14 protein-coding genes are annotated in these 17,002 nt (G+C 70.2%); 5 read left to right on the forward strand and 9 right to left on the reverse strand.

Annotated features, from left to right (window positions below; all coding sequences use genetic code 11):
- Positions 1 to 26: 26 nt before the first annotated feature.
- A complete protein-coding gene (gene prmC, locus K1T34_RS08975; RefSeq protein ID WP_220243823.1) occupies positions 27 to 893 on the reverse strand; it encodes a peptide chain release factor N(5)-glutamine methyltransferase in 867 nt (288 codons plus the stop codon).
- Positions 894 to 1,097: 204 nt separating this feature from the next.
- Between prmC and K1T34_RS08980 the strand changes: the two genes are divergently transcribed.
- From K1T34_RS08980 to K1T34_RS08995, 4 genes are all read left to right on the forward strand, one after another.
- The gene (locus tag K1T34_RS08980) at positions 1,098 to 2,156 is read left to right on the forward strand and encodes a glycosyltransferase family 2 protein (RefSeq protein WP_220243824.1); all 1,059 of its coding nucleotides are present in this window, start codon (positions 1,098 to 1,100) and stop codon (positions 2,154 to 2,156) included.
- Complete coding sequence (locus K1T34_RS08985; RefSeq protein ID WP_220243825.1) at positions 2,156 to 2,593, forward strand: GtrA family protein; 438 nt, start codon at positions 2,156 to 2,158, stop codon at positions 2,591 to 2,593. The genes K1T34_RS08980 and K1T34_RS08985 overlap by 1 nt, the downstream gene beginning before the upstream one ends.
- Entirely contained in the window at positions 2,590 to 3,852 is a 1,263-nt protein-coding gene (locus K1T34_RS08990; protein ID WP_220243826.1) for a hypothetical protein, read from the forward strand. The genes K1T34_RS08985 and K1T34_RS08990 overlap by 4 nt, the downstream gene beginning before the upstream one ends.
- A gap of 92 nt (positions 3,853 to 3,944) precedes the next feature.
- Complete coding sequence (locus K1T34_RS08995) at positions 3,945 to 5,387, forward strand: hypothetical protein (protein ID WP_220243827.1); 1,443 nt, start codon at positions 3,945 to 3,947, stop codon at positions 5,385 to 5,387.
- 25 nt (positions 5,388 to 5,412) lie between these two features.
- Here K1T34_RS08995 and prfA read toward each other — a convergent pair whose 3' ends face one another.
- The 8 genes from prfA to argS all read right to left on the reverse strand — a co-directional run bounded on the left by prfA (position 5,413) and on the right by argS (position 15,919).
- Positions 5,413 to 6,483, reverse strand: a complete 1,071-nt coding sequence (gene prfA / locus K1T34_RS09000; protein ID WP_220243828.1) for a peptide chain release factor 1 — start codon at positions 6,481 to 6,483, stop codon at positions 5,413 to 5,415.
- Positions 6,484 to 6,585: 102 nt separating this feature from the next.
- A complete protein-coding gene (gene rpmE / locus K1T34_RS09005; RefSeq protein ID WP_220243829.1) occupies positions 6,586 to 6,810 on the reverse strand; it encodes a 50S ribosomal protein L31 in 225 nt (74 codons plus the stop codon).
- 219 nt (positions 6,811 to 7,029) lie between these two features.
- Complete coding sequence (gene rho, locus K1T34_RS09010) at positions 7,030 to 9,108, reverse strand: transcription termination factor Rho (RefSeq protein ID WP_220243830.1); 2,079 nt, start codon at positions 9,106 to 9,108, stop codon at positions 7,030 to 7,032.
- 417 nt (positions 9,109 to 9,525) lie between these two features.
- A complete protein-coding gene (gene thrB, locus K1T34_RS09015; RefSeq protein ID WP_255638408.1) occupies positions 9,526 to 10,434 on the reverse strand; it encodes a homoserine kinase in 909 nt (302 codons plus the stop codon).
- Positions 10,431 to 11,486, reverse strand: coding sequence for a threonine synthase (gene thrC / locus K1T34_RS09020; RefSeq protein WP_220243831.1), 1,056 nt, complete (start codon positions 11,484 to 11,486; stop codon positions 10,431 to 10,433). Before thrC ends, thrB begins: the two co-directional genes overlap by 4 nt.
- 11 nt (positions 11,487 to 11,497) lie before the next feature.
- Positions 11,498 to 12,808: a homoserine dehydrogenase gene (locus K1T34_RS09025; RefSeq protein ID WP_220247074.1), complete on the reverse strand. Its 1,311-nt coding sequence runs from the start codon at positions 12,806 to 12,808 to the stop codon at positions 11,498 to 11,500.
- Between the two features lie 12 nt (positions 12,809 to 12,820).
- Positions 12,821 to 14,251: a diaminopimelate decarboxylase gene (gene lysA, locus K1T34_RS09030; RefSeq protein ID WP_220243832.1), complete on the reverse strand. Its 1,431-nt coding sequence runs from the start codon at positions 14,249 to 14,251 to the stop codon at positions 12,821 to 12,823.
- A 3-nt stretch (positions 14,252 to 14,254) separates the two neighbouring features.
- Positions 14,255 to 15,919 carry an arginine--tRNA ligase gene (gene argS / locus K1T34_RS09035; protein WP_220243833.1) on the reverse strand — a complete coding sequence of 555 codons (1,665 nt, stop codon included), beginning with the start codon at positions 15,917 to 15,919 and terminating at the stop codon, positions 14,255 to 14,257.
- Between the two features lie 252 nt (positions 15,920 to 16,171).
- Between argS and K1T34_RS09040 the strand changes: the two genes are divergently transcribed.
- Positions 16,172 to 16,996 carry a DUF3105 domain-containing protein gene (locus K1T34_RS09040; RefSeq protein ID WP_255638744.1) on the forward strand — a complete coding sequence of 275 codons (825 nt, stop codon included), beginning with the start codon at positions 16,172 to 16,174 and terminating at the stop codon, positions 16,994 to 16,996.
- Positions 16,997 to 17,002: the final 6 nt, after the last annotated feature.

A 17,002-nucleotide genomic window follows, 5' to 3' on the forward strand; every position in this document is an offset into this window, starting at 1 on the left:
GCGAACCGCGCGGTTTCGGCCCGGCTTCAGCCGAGGCGGCGGGCCGTGACGTAGCGGGCCCGGCCCGTGAAGTCGGGGTGGTCCTCGACCGCGGTGAGCACGCGGCGCGCCCGCACGAGCGCCGGCACGGCCGACCCGTGGGTGTCGTCGTGCTCGATCGCCAGGCCACCGCCGGGACGCAGCAGGCGGGCGCCGGCCGCGATGGCGTGGCGGATCACCGCCAGGCCGCTCTCCTCGGCGAACACCGCGCGCGCCGGGTCGTGCTCGGCGACCTCCGGGGGCACGGGCGTGCCTTCGGGGACGTACGGCGGGTTGCAGAGCACCAGGTCGACGAGGCCGTCGAGCTCGGCGAACATCGTCGGGTCGGCGATGTCGCCCGAGTAGAGGCGCACGGGGGTGTCCCCGGCGTCGGAGTGCACGTCGGCGTTGTGTCGGGCCCACGCGAGCGCCTGGGGGTCGACGTCCACGGCGTACACGACGGCGTCCGGCCGCTCGTGCGCCAGCGCCAGGGCCAGCGCGGCGGACCCCGTGCACAGGTCGACGACCACGGGGAACTCGCGTCCGTGGAGGAACTTCAGGCCCCAGTCCAGCAGCAGCTCGGTCTCCGGGCGCGGCACGAACACGCCGGGGCCCACGTTCACCGTGATGTTGCCCAGCGCGGCCCACCCGGTGAGGTACTGCAGCGGGATCCGCTTCGCGCGCTGCGCCACGAGCTGCCCGATCGCCTCGATCACGGGTGGGTCGACCAGCGGCACCATCGGCAACCGCCCGCGATCGACCCCGAGCACGTGCGCGGCGATCAGGTCCGCGTCCGTCCGCGGCGACTCCACGCCCGCCTCGGTGAGGATGCGGGTGGCCTCCATGATGGCCAGGCGCAGCGGCTGCCGATTCACAAGTTTTCCCTCACGTCGAAAATCCTCCGCCCAGCGTATCGACCTCCGGCGCGCTTCCGGAGCCGCCTGGCCGCAGGCGGGCCCGGATGCGGGCCCGAAGAAGCACCGTGAGCGTGATCTCTTAAGATCCTCAGGTCCTCCGGGCCGCGGATCAGCGCGTTCGCCCGATCCATTGAGTCAAACGGGAGTCCCGTCATGATTGGCGTGTCTTCGGAGCCCTCGAGCGACAGACGCCGGATCGCGTTCGTCTTCCCCATCTTCAACGAGGAAGGCAACATCGACCTGCTCCACCGGACCGTGGACGAGGTCACCAGGCCGCTGGCCGACCGGTACGAACTCAGCTTCCTCTACGTCGACGACGGCAGCCGCGACAGCTCGCTCGTTCTGCTCACCGAGCTGTCCCGCCGCGACGAGCGGGTGACCGTGATCGAGCTCGCGCGCAACTTCGGCCACCAGATGGCCGTGACTGCGGGCCTCGACCTGGTCGACGCCGACGCGACGATCATCATGGACAGCGACCTGCAGGACCCGCCGCGCGTCGCGCTCGAGCTGATCGAGCGGTGGGAAGAAGGCTACGACGTCGTCTACGCGCAGCGCCGCTCGCGGCAGGACAGCGCGTTCAAGAGGTTCACCGCCGGCGCGTTCTACTGGTTCCTGCGCAAGATGGCGGCCGTCGACATCCCCAAGAACACCGGCGATTTCCGGCTGATCGACCGCAAGGTCGTGGACGAGCTGCGCAAGTACCGCGAGCGCGACCGCTTCCTGCGCGGCCTGGTCTCCTACATCGGGTTCCGCCAGACCGCGGTGCTGTTCGACCGCGACAAGCGCCACGCGGGCGTCACCGGCTACCCGCTGCGCAAGATGCTGCGCTTCGCCGCCGACGGCATCCTCGGCTTCTCCGTCACGCCGCTGCGCATGATCAGCCGTCTCGGCTACCTGATCTCCGCGCTCAGCTTCGTCGGCGTGCTCTACGTGATCGGCGTGAAGCTGTTCGCGCCGGCGACCGCGGTGCCCGGCTGGGCGTTCATCACGATCGCGATGTTCTTCCTCGGCGGCATCCAGATCATCATGCTCGGCGTGCTCGGCAGCTACATCGGCCGCACGTACTCGCAGGTGCAGAACCGGCCGCTGTACGGCGTCGCCTCGGTGCGGACGGGTCTCGCCTCCGACGCTCGCGTCACCTCGAACCCGACCGGGCGCGCTGTGGACCCCATGGACACAGTCGACACCGTCGATGCGGTCCAGGCGGAGAGCCGGGCCTGATGAAGCTCCTGACTCCGCAGCAGATCCGCTTCGGTGTGGTCGGCGTCGCCAACACGCTCGTCGACGCGGTGGGCTTCGCGCTGCTGTACTCCAGCGTCGGGCTGCCGCTGTTCGTCGCGAACCTGTGCTCGACGACCGCGGGCATGCTGCTGAGCTTCGTGCTCAACCGCAACTTCACCTTCCGCGCCAAGGAAGGCGACGTCCGCAAGCAGGTGCTGCTGTTCTTCGCCATCACCGCGTTCGGGCTGTGGGTGGTGCAGGCGGCGGTGATCTTCGCGGTCGGGTCGCTGCTGCCCCACGTCACGGTGCTCGTGCCGAAGTTCGCCGGCATCGCCGTGGGTCTGGTGTGGAACTACGTGCTCTACCAAAAGGTCGTCTTCCGGCAGCGGACCCCGGTCCCGGTTGCCGCCACCGAACAGCCGGGAGGCACGGTATGACCGCCACGGCGACCGCCGAGGAGCTCACCTCCGAGGACGAACCGAAGCAGCCCGTCGCGGTTTCGCGCGTGCCGCGCTGGCTCACGGGCGACTTCGCCCGCGTGCTCGCCGTGGTGCTCGCGTGGAACGTCGTGCTGATCGCGGTGGCGTGGCTGTTCGGCCCGTCGTCCCCGGTGAGCGAGGGCGTGCCGAAGACGGGCATCGGCTCGACCTGGAGCCTGCTCGCGCACACCTACCGCTGGGACGCCGGCAACTACGGCGACATCGCGCAGCACGCCTACACCAGCAGCTACGTGCCCCTGCGCGCGTTCTACCCGGTGTTCCCGATCTGCGTGTGGCTCGTGCAGACGATCAGCTTCCACCTGATCGGGATCCTCGTCGCGGGCTTCCTGGTGAACGTGGTCGCGACATGGCTCGCCACCACGGCTCTGCTCAAGATCGCCCGCTTCTACTTCACCGGCGCCCGCGCCCAGTGGCTCGTGGTCGCCGCGTTCCTCACCGCGCCCACGGCGTTCTTCCTGCACTCGTTCTACAGCGAAGCGGTCTTCTGCGCGCTGGGCTTCTGGGCCTACCTGTTCGCTCTGCGGCGCCAGTGGCTGTGGATGGGCCTGTGCCTGATCCCGCTCACGGCCTCGCGGATCACCGCGGCGGTGTTCGTGGGCCTGTGCTTCCTGGAGTTCTGGCGCTCGAAGGACTGGAAGGTGCGCGGCCTGCTGAACTGGCGGCTGCTGTGGTTCCCCGCCGCGTTCCTCGGCCTCGGCGCGCACATGCTGTACATGAAGATCCAGACCGGCAGCGCCATGGCGAGCTTCAACGCGCTCAAGGGCGTGGCGACCTGGTCATACCACAAGTTCAACCCGAACATCTTCGCCACCGGCTGGACCGAGGCGAAGCTGACGGCTCACGCGCTGCTCGGCGACATCCCGATGGACGGGTGGACGCTGATGAGCCACGTGCTGCCCACCATCGGACTGGTGCTGCTGCTCGTGTCCTCTGTGTACATCTTCATCGCCTTGCGCGCCAAGGGAATCCCGCTCGCGCTGTTCGGCATCGCGTCGATCGTGATGCTGACGATCAACAACAACGTGGTGTCGGTGCACCGCTACCTGTTGCCGTGCCTGGTGATGTACGTGGCGCTGGTGCTGTTCGCCGAGCGCAGGCCGAAGCTGCGCGGCGTGGTCTACGGCGTGCTGTACGCGAACACGACGATCGGCGCGCTGATCTTCCTGCGCTTCGTGTCGGGGTACTGGGCCGGCTGAGCACGACGGGCGCCCCGGCACCGGCCTGGTGGCGGTGACCGGGTTGCCCGCACACACTGCGGCCCGGCACTCCCCTGCCTACACTCGGCCGGGTGCGAACCAAAGACCTCCGCTTCGGTCTCGCCATCTTCGGCGCTTCCCTCGCCCTGCTCCTGGTCCGCTTCCTCGTCCCCAGACCCATCGGCATGGCCGACAACGGCGACGGCTGGCGGCTGCTGTGCAAGCTCGGCGGCAAGCAGCTCGACCGCCCGGCGGAGGGCTTCGTCCGCTTCAACTACGGCGCCGGGGTCCCCTGCACGAGCGACTACGTCTCGAGCCAGAACTGGCTCGACTGGCTGGCGAGCAAAGCCGGCCACCTCTTCGGCTCGAACGCCATCCTGAACCTGATGGTCCTCGGCATCGGCACCTGCGTGCTCGTCGCGGTCGCCATCACCGCCGCCGTGGCCGGGCTCGACCTGAAGCGCCGCGGCCAGGTCATCGCGGCGGTCCTGCTGCTGCTCGTCATGGGCGACTCCGCGTTCTTCGGCTACTTCGCCTCCACGCTCAGCGAGGGCGCGGCCTTCCTCGGCATGCTGCTGATCTGCGGCGGCCTCCTGCTGATGCACCGCGACCGAGGCCGGCGTTACGCCGGCGCCGTCATCACCGTCCTCGGTGGACTGATCGGTATCAACGCGAAATCGCAGACCCTGTTGCTCATCCCCCTTTTCGTGCTCGCCGTTCTGCTGGTGAAACCCAACGGCGCGCACGGCAAGGCCCGCTGGTCGCTGCTGCTCGCGGTGCTCGTGTTCGTGGGCGCCGGGACGCTCGCGGTGCAGTCGCACGGCGACCCGGCCAACGCGGAGTACCGCGAGGCCAACGTGTACAACGCGATCTTCGACTCCATTGTGGACGGCAAGCACGACACGAACGCCGACCTGGCGGCACTCGGACTTCCACAATCGTTCGCGAAGTACGTCGGCACCGGCTGGTGGACTCCGGGCGCGGCCAAGACCGACCCGCTCTACCCGCGGTACCGCGACAAGATCAGCCGCCGCAACGTGGTGCGGTACTACTCGACGCACCCCGAGCGCGTCGCGCAGATCCTGCAGCAGGGCGGCGTGAACACGCTCACCGCACGGCCGGACAACCTCGGCAGCTTCGGTGAACTCTCCGGCCAGCCGCGGCTGTCGAAGGAGTACCGCGTGCCGGTGTTCTCGGGACTCGCCACGCTGGCCGCGCCCGCGGGGCTGTTCGTGCTGGTTCCCCTGTGGCTGCTGATGATCTGGGCCGCCGCGCGCGCGTTCCGGAGGGGGCGGCGCGAGTACGGCCTCGTGGTGCTGATGCTGACGTTGTTCGCCGTCGGGCAGCTCGGGCTGTCCGCGCTGGGCGAAGGCGTGGAAGGCGTGAAGCACCAGCTGCTCACGTTGTTCCCGACCGTGCTGGCGCTCGCGTTCGCGATCCTCAGCCTGCTGCCGCGCGCCGAAGAGGCGCCGACGCCGCAGGGGGAACGCGAGGACGACGAGCCGCTGACCGAGGAGATCGCGGCCGTCGTCTGAGCCGGCGTCGCTCAGCCGGACTGGCTCAACCCGACTGGGCCGCGAGCCGCTCTTCACGGTCGGCCGTCGCCAGGGCGTCCAGGACGCCGTCGAGGTCGCCGTCGAGGACCTGGTCGAGGTTGTAGGCCTTGTAGTTCACCCGGTGGTCCGAGATGCGGTTCTCCGGGAAGTTGTACGTGCGCACGCGCTCGGAGCGGTCGACGGTGCGGACCTGCGAACGGCGGGCGTCCGAGGCCTTCGCGGCGGCCTCTTCCTCGGCGATGGCCTGCAGGCGCGCCTGCAGCACCTGCAGCGCGCGGGCGCGGTTCTGGATCTGGGACTTCTCGTTCTGGCACGAGACGACGATGCCGGTCGGCAGGTGCGTGATGCGCACGGCCGAGTCGGTGGTGTTCACGCTCTGGCCGCCGGGGCCGGACGAGCGGAAGACGTCGATACGCAGGTCGTTCGGGTCGATCTCGACCTCGACCTCTTCGGGCTCGGGGTAGATCAGCACACCGGCGGCAGACGTGTGGATGCGGCCCTGCGACTCGGTCGCCGGCACGCGCTGCACGCGGTGCACGCCGCCCTCGAACTTCAGGCGCGACCAGACGCCGTCGACGTCGGCGGTCTTGCTCTTGATCGACAGCGTGACGTCCTTGAAGCCGCCGAGGTCGGACTCGGTCGAGTCGAGGACCTCGGCCTTCCAACCGTGGCGCTCGGCGTAGCGCAGGTACATGCGCACCAGGTCGCCCGCGAACAGGGCGGACTCCTCGCCGCCTTCGCCGGACTTGACCTCCATGACCACGTCGGAGCCGTCGTACGGGTCGCGCGGCAGCAGCAGCTCCGTGAGGCGGGACTCGAGGTCGGGGATCTTCGCGGCCAGCTCGTCGGCCTCTTCCGCGAACGTCGAGTCCTCGGCCGCCAGCTCCCTCGCCGCGGAGAGGTCGTCGCGCGTCTGGTCGAGCTCACGCACGGCGCGCACGACGGGGCTCAGCTCCGCGTAGCGGCGGCCCAGCTTGCGGGCCTTGGCCTGGTCGGCGTGCACGGCCGGGTCCGCCAGCTGCTCTTCCAGCTGGGCGTGCTCGGCGAGCAGCCCCTTGAGCGAAGTCGAATCCACTTCCGCGCCTTCTTCCGGGCCTAGTACCACCAACGACAGAATTTCACCGACGGACAGCAAACGGCGCCCACTCGCACGTGCGAGTGGGCGCCGTGGGCGAAGCTACTTGGCGTCGTTCTTCTGCCGCTTGCCGTAGCGCTTCTCGAAGCGCGCAACCCGGCCACCGGTGTCCATGATCTTCTGCTTGCCGGTGTAGAACGGGTGGCAGTTCGAGCAGATCTCGACGTGGATCGCGCCCGAGTCCTTGGTGCTGCGGGTGGTGAAGCTGTTCCCGCAGTTACAGGTGACCTGAGTCGTCACGTACTCAGGGTGAATGCCGCTCTTCATGGTGTCCTCTCTTGTTGGCCCCGGGTCCCCAGGATCGGGGTGAACCGGTGCCGGACTTCAGCGGGTCATTGTGCCAGACGGGCTGACGGTGAGTTCAACCAACCCGCCTGGCCTGGTATTCCTCGCCCCAGGAGCTGTCAGCCCCAGAAGCCGTGAAGGGCACCGTGGGGGAATCGGATTCCCTCACAGTGCCCTTCACGGACGGTGAAACGGTGGAGCTCAGTCCTCGTCGTTCGCGCCGAGGGCCGTCTTCGAGACCTGCATGAGGAACTCGATGTTGGTCTTCGTCTTGCGCAGGCGCGAGATCAGCAGGTCGATGGCCTGCTGCGAGTCCAGCGCGTGGAGCACGCGGTGCAGCTTGTGCGTGACGGCGAGCTCGTCCGGCGAGAGCAGCAGCTCTTCCTTGCGGGTGCCGGACGGGTTGACGTCGACCGCCGGGAACACGCGGCGCTCGGAGATCTTGCGGTCGAGCTTGAGCTCGGCGTTGCCGGTGCCCTTGAACTCTTCGAAGATCACCGTGTCCATCGTGGAGCCCGTCTCCACCATCGCCGTGGCGAAGATGGTGAGCGAGCCGCCGTTCTCGATGTTGCGCGCGGCACCCAGGAAACGCTTCGGCGGGTACAGCGCCGTCGAGTCGACACCACCGGACAGGATCCGGCCCGACGCGGGCGCGGCCAGGTTGTAGGCGCGGCCGAGGCGGGTGATCGAGTCGAGCAGCACCACCACGTCGTGGCCCATCTCGACCAGGCGCTTGGCGCGCTCGATCGAGAGCTCCGCGACCGAGGTGTGGTCGGCCGGCGGGCGGTCGAAGGTCGAGGCGATGACCTCGCCCTTCACGGACCGCTGCATGTCCGTGACCTCTTCCGGCCGCTCGTCGACCAGCACGACCATGAGGTGGCACTCAGGGTTGTTCGTGGTGATCGCGTTGGCGATGTCCTGCATGATCGTGGTCTTACCGGCCTTCGGCGGCGACACGATCAGGGCGCGCTGCCCCTTGCCGACCGGCATGATCAGGTCGATCACGCGGGTGGTGAGCTTGTGCGACTCGGTCTCGAGACGCAGGCGCTCGTTGGGGTAGAGCGGGGTCAGCTTGGTGAAGTCGGGGCGGCGCTTGGCCTCGTCCGGCTCCAGGCCGTTGATCGAGTCGACGCGCACCAGCGGGTTGAACTTCTGCCGCTGCTGCTCGCCGTCACGCGGCTGGCGGACGACACCGGTGATGGCGTCACCGCGGCGCAGGCCGTACTTGCGGACCAGCGAGAGCGACACGTACACGTCGTTCGGCCCGGCGAGGTAGCCGGACGTGCGCACGAACGCGTAGTTGTCGAGCACGTCCAGGATGCCGGCGACCGGCAGCAGGACGTCGTCCTCGCGGATCTCGGTGTCCGGCGAACCGCCTTCGACGCGACCGCCCCCGCTGCCCCGGCGACGGCGGTCGCGGAAGCGCCGGCCGCGACGGCCGCCCTCTTCGTCGTCCTCCGGGCCCTGCGAACGGTTGTCCTGCTGGCCGCGGTTGCCGCTGTCCTGCTGGTTGTTGCGCTGGCGGTTGTCGCGGCTGTCCCGGTTGTCCGAGCCGCCGCGGTTGTTGTCGCGGCCGCCCTGACGCTCGGCGCGGTCACCACGGTCGCCACGCTGCTCACGGTCACCACGCTGCTCACGGTCGCCACGCTGGCCACCGTCACGCTGCTGGCCACCGTCACGCTGCTGGCCACCGTCACGCTGCTGGCCACCGTCACGCTGCTCACGCTGCTCGCGCTGGCCGTCGGGCGCGCCCGCGGCACGGTTCGAGCCGCGGCGACGACGGCTGCGGCCGCCTTCCTCCTGCTGCCCGTCGGAGTTCTGCTGGCCGCCGTCGCGGTCCTGGCGCTCCTGCTGCGCGGGCTTCTCGGCCGGCGCCTCGGCTGCCGGAGCCGAACCGTTGGTCTCGGCCTTGGGAGCCGACGCCTCGGCGCTCGGGGTCTCCTCGCGCTTCTTCTCGGCCCGGGCCGGCTCTTCGGTCTTCGCGGCCTTCGAGGCCTTGGGAGCCGGAGTGTCGCCGACGCCGTCGAGCGGGAGAGTCTCCGCCGTGGCGGTGCGCTTCTTGGTCTTGCCCTGCCGCTCGCGGATCGCGGCGATCAGGTCACCCTTGCGCATCCCCGTGGTCTCGCCCACACCCAGTTCGCCCGCCAGCTGGCGGAGCTCGGCGATGACCATCCCCGACAGGCCCCCGGTGCGGCGCTTCGGAGCGGCCGCGGCCCCATTCGTCTCAGCGGCCGCGGCGGGGGTCTCCACGTCGCCGCTCAACAGATCGGTGTTGCTCACACATGTCCTTCCTGACCGATCCACGCCTCCAGGTGGATCAGCGGACTGCCGCCGATCGCGTCTGATCGCGAAACGGCATTTGCTTCCGATGCGGGCGAGTCGCGCCTAGCCGTGCGGAACACAGCGAGAGCGTCGCCAGCACAGGGATGTTTGCCTCCCCCAAACGGAGGAAACGGAATTCGGCACCGCCGAAACCGGAAACCCGCCTGCGTCCCTCCGCGTCCCGCTTGCCAGGCGGCGCAGAGCTGGCGGATCGACGAAGGATGCGGACCGGAGGCTCGCGAGGAGCGAACAGGACCGGCATCGGGTGCGGAAACGCACGGTGATCGAACGCCCCCGAGGGTAGACCGCCCTGTGGGCGGGTGCAACAACCACCCCCCGCGTGGCGCACGTTCCGCCCGCCACGTGACCGGGGCTTTACTGAGCCGCAACCTGAACACCCGTCAGGTCCACGCCCAGCTCGGCGACGTCGAACCCTTCAACGTCGCATTCCGGCGGCAATATTCCCGTCGTGGTGAGGGCGAGCACAGTGGGACCGGCGCCGGAGATCGTCGCCGCCACGCCGTGAGCACGGAGTGTGCGTACCAATTCGGAGCTCGCGGGGTACGCGCTGGCCCGGTACTCCTGGTGCAGCCGGTCTTCCGTGGCCGCCAGCAGCAGCTCGGGTCTGGTCGTCATGGCGAGCACCGAAAGCGCTGTGCGGCCCGCGCTGTGCGCCGCGTCGGCGTGCGGAACGTGCTGCGGCAGCAGGCCGCGCGTGGCGTCCGTGGACGACTTCAGCGCCGGGATCGCCACCACAGGACGGATCTTGGTGCTGGGCTCCACTCGTTCGGCGTGGAAGCGCCCGTTGTCGCACCACGCCACCACGAGCCCGCCGAGCAGGCTGGCGGCCGCGTTGTCCGCGTGGCCCTCGAACTCGGCCGCGAGCTGCAAAGCCTCGTCGTCGAGCGCGACGCCCGCCAGCGCGTAACCCAGCGCCACGCCGGACACCACGGCGGCGGCCGAGGAACCGAGCCCGCGTGCGTGCGGGATCTTGTTGAAGCAGCGCAGGTGCAGGCCCGGCGGGCGCACGTCGAAGTGCGCGCACGCGCGGCGGATCGCCCGCACCACGAGGTGCGTCTCGTCGGTGGGGACGTCGGCGACCCCGCCTGCGCCGGCGTCGACCACCTCGACCTTGAGGCCGTCTTCGATCACCTGCAGCTCGACGACATCGCGGCGCGCCAGGGCCAGGCCCAGCGCGTCGAACCCCGGGCCGAGGTTGGCCGTCGAACCCGGCACCACGGCCCGGAACGACGCGCCCGCCGACCGGCCCGAGGAGCTCGTCACCGCAGGTCCAGGGCCGCTGCGACCGCCGTGGGATCGACGGCGAGGGGCTCGACCTCGACGTTGCCCTCGAGCGCGGTCGCGGGGTCCTTGAGGCCGTGGCCGGTGACCGTGCACACGACCGTGCTGCCCTTCGGCAGCCGGCCGTCCGCGGCGGTGGCGAGCAGGCCGGCGACGCTGGTGGCCGACGCGGGCTCCACGAACACGCCCTCGCGTCCGGCCAGCAGGCGGTAGGCCTCGAGGATCTTCGCGTCGGTGATCGCCTCGAACAGGCCGTCGGACTCTTCCTTCGCCTTCACCGCGCTCGTCCACGAAGCCGGGCTGCCGATGCGGATCGCCGTCGCGATGGTGTCGGGGTCCGCGACCGGTTCACCCAGCACGAGCGGCGCGGCGCCGGCCGCCTGGAAGCCGAACATCCGCGGGGTGTTCTTCACCACACCGTCTTCGGCGTACTCCGAATACCCGGCCCAGTAGGCGGTGATGTTGCCCGCGTTGCCCACCGGCAGGCAGTGGATGTCGGGCGCCTGGCCGAGCGCGTCACAGACCTCGAACGCCGCGGTCTTCTGGCCCGCGATGCGCACCGGGTTCACGGAGTTCACCAGCGTCACGGGGTAGTCGGCCGAGGTCTTGCGCGCGAGCTCGAGGCAGTCGTCGAAGTTGCCGTCGACCTGCAGGATGCGCGCGCCGTGCAGCACGGCCTGGGCGAGCTTGCCCATCGCGATCTTGCCCTGCGGCACGAGCACCGCGCAGGTGAGCCCGGCGCGCGCCGCGTAGGCGGCCGCCGAGGCCGACGTGTTGCCCGTCGACGCGCAGATCACGGCCTTGAGCCCGCTCGCCAGCGCGTGGGTGATGGCCACGGTCATGCCGCGGTCCTTGAACGAGCCGGTGGGGTTCGCGCCCTCCACCTTGAGGTACACCGTGCAGCCCGTGAGCTCCGACAGGTGCGCGGCGGGCAGCAGCGGGGTGTTGCCCTCGCCGAGCGTCACCACCTGCGCGCCGTCCGGCACGGGGACGCGATCGCGGTACGCCTCGATGATTCCCGGCCAGGCAGTCAATCCGGCTGCATTCACTGGTCTTCACCCTCCACCCGCATCACGCTGACGACTTGGTGCACCACATCGAGTTTCGCGATCTCGTCCACAGTGGACTGCAGCGCCGCGTCGGGCGCCAGGTGGGTGACCACCACGAGGCTCGCCGTGTCGTTGGCGTCGCGCTGGCGCACGGCCGCGATGCTCACGCCGTGGCCCGCGAACGCCTGCGCCACCTGCGCGAGCACGCCCGCGCGGTCGGCGACGTCGAGGCTCACGTGGTAGCGCGTGGGCGTCTGGCCCATCGGCCGCATGGGCAGGGCGGCGTGCGCCGACTCGCGCGGGCCGCGGCCGCCGATCACGCGGTTGCGGGCCACGGCGACGAGGTCGCCCAGCACCGCGCTCGCCGTGGGGGCCCCGCCGGCGCCCTGGCCGTAGAACATCAGCTCGCCCGCCGCGTCGGCTTCCACGTAGACGGCGTTGAACGCGCCGCTGACCCCCGCGAGCTGGTGGCTGCGCGGGATCATCACCGGGTGCACGCGCGCCGACACGGACTCGGCGCCGTCGTCGGCCGTCACGCGCTCGCAGATCGCCAGCAGCTTCACCGTGCGGCCCAGCACGCGCGCGGCGACCAGGTCGGCCGCGGTGACGTCGGCGATGCCCTCGCGGTGCACGTCCTTCGCCGTCACGCGCGTGTGGAACGCGAGCGAGGCGAGGATCGCGGCCTTGGACGCGGCGTCGTAACCGTCGACGTCGGCCGTCGGGTCGGCCTCGGCGTACCCGAGGCGGCCGGCCTCGTCGAGGGTCTCGGCGTAGCCCGCGCCCGTGGTGTCCATGGCGGAGAGGATGTAGTTGGTGGTGCCGTTGACGATGCCCATCACGCGCGTGATGCGGTCGCCGGCCAGCGATTCGCGCAGCGGGCGCAGCAGCGGGATGGCGCCGGCCACGGCGGCCTCGAAGTACAGATCGACACCCGCGGCGTCGGAGGCCTCGAACAGGTCCGCCGAGTGCTCGGCGAGCAGCGCCTTGTTGGCCGTGACCACGGCCTTGCCGGCGCCCAGCGCCGCGAGCAGCCAGCCGCGGACCGGCTCGATGCCGCCGACCAGCTCCACGACCACGTCGACGTCTTCGCGGACGACGAGCGCGGCCGCGTCGTCGGTCACCAGCTCCTGCGGCAGCTCGGGGTGCTTGTCGGGGCGGCGCACGGCGATACCCGCCAGCTCCACCGCGGCCCCGGCGCGCGCCGCCAGTTCGTCCGCCTGCTCGGTGAGCAGCCGGACGACCTCGCTGCCGACGGTGCCGCAGCCGAGGAGGGCGACCCTGATCGCTCGTCCGTCCGATGGAGACACTGTGGACACTTCTCAAACCTCCAGGCGCAGCATGTCGTCCGTCGTCTCCCGCCGCAGCAGCACGCGGGCGCTGCCGTTGCGCACGGCCACCACCGCCGGGCGCGGCTGCCGGTTGTACCCACTCGCCATCGAGTAGCAGTAGGCACCGGTCGCCGCGACGGCCAGCAGGTCGCCGGGAGCAAGAGTGTCGGGTAGCCAGCAGTCTCGGACGACGATGTCGCCGGATTCACAGTGTTTTCCCACGACTCGGGACAGAGTGGCGAGCACGGGCTCGTCACCTTCGCTCGCGGAGCGGGAAACCACCCGGCAGTCGTACACGGCATCGTAGAGCGCCGTGCGGATGTTGTCGCTCATGCCGCCGTCGACGCTCACGTAGCGGCGGGTGCTGTTGTCACCCAGCGCGACGTCCTTGATGGTGCCGACCTCGTACAGCGTGATGGTGCCCGGGCCGGCGATCGCGCGGCCCGGCTCCCCCGCGATGCGCGGCACGGGCAGGTCGGCGTACGCGCACTCCTTGCGCACGATCTCGCGGATCTGCGTGATCATCTGCGCGGGCGGCGGCGGGTTGTCCTTCTCGGTGTAGGCGATGCCGAAGCCACCGCCGAGGTCCACGAGGTCGAGCTGGTCGAGCAGCTCACGGCCGTGCTCCTTGGCCAGGTCGCCCAGCAGCCCGACGACGCGGCGTGCGGCGACCTCGAAGCCGTCGGCGTCGAAGATCTGCGAGCCGATGTGGCTGTGCAGGCCCACGAGCTTGAGCGACGGCGCGTTGAGCACCCGGCGCACGGCCTCGGCCGCGTCGCCGGAAGCCAGCGAGAAGCCGAACTTCTGGTCCTCGTGGGCGGTGGCGATGAACTCGTGCGTGTGGGCCTCGACGCCGACCGTCACGCGCACGAGCACCGCCTGCACGACCTCGCGGCGCGCGGCGATCTCGGCGAGGCGGGCGATCTCGTAGTACGAGTCGACCACCACGGTGCCGACGCCGGCCTCGACCGCCGCGTCGAGCTCCGCGATCGACTTGTTGTTGCCGTGGAAAGTGATCCGCTCGGCCGGGAAGTTCGCGCGCTGCGCCACGGCGAGCTCGCCGCCGCTGCACACGTCGAGGCTCAGGCCCTGCTCGGCCACCCAGCGGGCGATCTCGATGGACAGGAACGCCTTCGACGCGTAGTGCACCAGCGCCGGGTCGTCGAACGCCTCGGCGTAGTCGGCGCATCGGGACTTGAAGTCGGCCTCGTCGACCACGAACAGCGGCGTGCCGTAGGTCTCGGCGAGGTCGCGCACGTCCATGCCGGCGATGCGCACGATGCCGTCGCCGGCGCGATAAGTGTTGCGCGGCCACACTTTCGCGGGCAGCTTGTCGAGTTCCTCTGCGCTCGCGGGCGGGAACCCGGAGGCGTCGGCATGGGGGTAGACGTCGGCGTGGCGGGGGCCCGCGGGGTGCGCCATTTCTTACATCCGTTCCGGAGCTGAGACACCGAGCAAAAACAGGCCGTTCGCCAGCACCTGGCGGGCGGCCTCGCACAGGGCGAGCCGGGCGAACGTGAGAGGGGTGGCCTCTTCGTCGCCCTGCGGCAGCACCCGGCCCACCGTGTAGAACTTGTGGTACGCGCCGGCCAGCTCCTCGAGGTAGCGGGCGATGCGGTGCGGTTCCCGCATCTCGGCGGCGCGGCGGACGGTGGCGGGGAACTCGCCGATGGTGCGGATCAGGTCACCCTCGGCGGGCAGGGTCAGGAGTCCGAAATCGACGTCCGCCGCGTCCTTTTCGGACCGCAGGCCGAGATCGGCGGCGTTGCGCTGCAAGGAAGACAGCCGGGCGTGCGCGTACTGCACGTAGTAGACCGGATTGTCGTTGCTGTGCTTGCGCAGCAGGTCGAGGTCGACGTCCAAAGTGGAGTCGACGGAGTAGCGGATGAGCTCGTAGCGCGCCGGGTCGACGCCCACGGCCTCCACGAGGTCCTCCATCGTGATCACGGTGCCCGCGCGCTTGGACATGCGCACCGGCTTACCGTCGCTCACGAGGTTCACCATCTGGCCGATGAGGACCTCGACGGTGTCCGGGTCGTCGCCGAACGCGGCCGCGGCGGCCTTCAGGCGCGCGATGTAGCCGTGGTGGTCGGCGCCGAGCATGTAGATGCACAGGTCGAAGCCGCGGTTGCGCTTGTCCTTGAAGTAGGCGAGGTCGCCGGCGATGTAGGCCGGGTTGCCGTCCTTCTTGATGACGACGCGGTCCTTGTCGTCGCCGTACTCGCTGGACTTGAGCCACCAGGCGCCGTCGGCGAGGTAGAGGTTGCCCGAGTCCTTGAGCTGCTGCACGGCGGCGTCGACGGCGCCGGACTCGTGCAGCGAGTTCTCGTGGAAGTACACGTCGAAGTCGGTGCCGAAGTCGTGCAGGCTCTGGCGGATCTCGGTGAACATCAGCTCGATGCCAACGCTGCGGAACGTCTCGTGCCGCTCGGCCTCGGGCTTCGACAGCGCGCTGGGCTCCTGCTTGAGGACCTCGGCGGCGATGTCGTTGATGTAGCCGCCGGCGTAGCCGTCCTCGGGAGCGGGCTCGCCCTTGGCGGCGGCGATCAGGGACCGGACGAACCGGTCGATCTGGGCGCCGGCGTCGTTGAAGTAGTACTCGCGCGTGACGTCGCCGCCCTGCGCGGCCAGGACGCGACCCAGCGCGTCGCCGACCGCCGCCCAGCGCGTGCCGCCGAGGTGGATCGGGCCGGTCGGGTTGGCGGAGACGAACTCGAGGTTGATCTTGCGGCCGGTGAGCGTGTCACCGCGGCCGTAGGCCTCCCCCGCGGCGAGCACCTGGCGCACGACCTCGCCCTGCGCGTCGGCGGCGAGGCGGAAGTTGAGGAACCCCGGGCCGGCGACCTCGGCCGCGTCCACGCCGTCGGCGGCCGCCACGACCTCCGCCAGCGCCTCGGCGAACTCGCGCGGCTTCAGCCCGGCCTTCTTGGCCACCTGGAGCGCGAGGTTCGTCGCGTAGTCGCCGTGGTCGGGGTTGCGCGGGCGTTCGATGGTCACCTGCTCCGGCAGCACGGCGGCGTCGACGCCTCGGGCGTCGAGCACCTGCACGGCGGAGGCGCGGACCAGGTCGGCGAGAGCGGCGGGAGTCACTCGCTGAATTCTAGGTGTGCCCAGGTCGGACGCTTACGCCGGTCCGACCTGCGGTTGTCGCACATCACCCTGAAGTGATCGTGAGAGGCGTTCACGGTGATCAGACGTCCGGTCTCTACACTGGCCGACGGGCAGGGTCCGTCCGGATCCCTCCATCATCTCACGAGGAGATCGCGGCAAACCATGGCGAAAGGGACAACCAGTAAGAAGGGGACGTCCGCCGGCGGAGCCCGCGGCAAGTCCGCGAACGCGGTGAAGGCCGCGCGTGGCAAGTCCGTCGTGGGTAAGAAGGGCACTCCGTGGGGCACCATCGTCGGTGTCGTCGTGGTGGTGGCCCTCCTGGCCAGCGTCGTCACCTACTACATGGTGAAATCCGCTCCGCAGCGCGACCAGAAGTCCCGCGAGGAGGCGGCCTCGTCGTTCGCGCCGACGGCCAGCGACCCCGACCCGTCCAAGAAGATCCCGGGCGTCATCACCGCGACCTACACCGGTTCGGTGCACGTGCTGCCCACCGAGCGCGTGGCGTACGACCACAGCCCGCCCTTCGGCGGCCCGCACGACGGCAACTGGGCGGCCTGCAACGGCGTCGTCTACCCGACCGCGGTGCGCACCGAGAACATGGTCCACACGCTCGAGCACGGCGCCGTCTGGATCGCCTACAACCCGGACCTCGTCAAGGGTGACCAGGTGGACCTGCTGGCCGCTCGCGTCAAGGGCAAGACCTACATCTCGATGTCGCCCTACCCCGGCCTGGACAAGCCGATCTCGCTGCAGTCGTGGGGCCACCAGCTCAAGCTGGACAAGGCCGACGACCCGCGCATCGACGAGTTCATCGCCGCGCTGCGGACGAACCCCAACGGCGTGTACCCCGAGATCGGCGCCTCGTGCGACGCGCTCGGCCCGGGCCAGTTCGACCCGAGCAACCCGCCGCCGTTCGACCCGAGCAAGCCCGGCCCCGACGCGAAGCCGATGAACTACGGCGGCAGCTCCGGTGCCGTGCCGGAGGGCGGCATGCCGGGCACTCCCGGCCAGCCCAGCGCTCCGGTGACGGCGCCGTCGGCTCCGGCAGGACAGTGATCTCGC

It is taken from the genome of Amycolatopsis sp. DSM 110486 (assembly GCF_019468465.1).
Lineage (GTDB): Bacteria > Actinomycetota > Actinomycetes > Mycobacteriales > Pseudonocardiaceae > Amycolatopsis.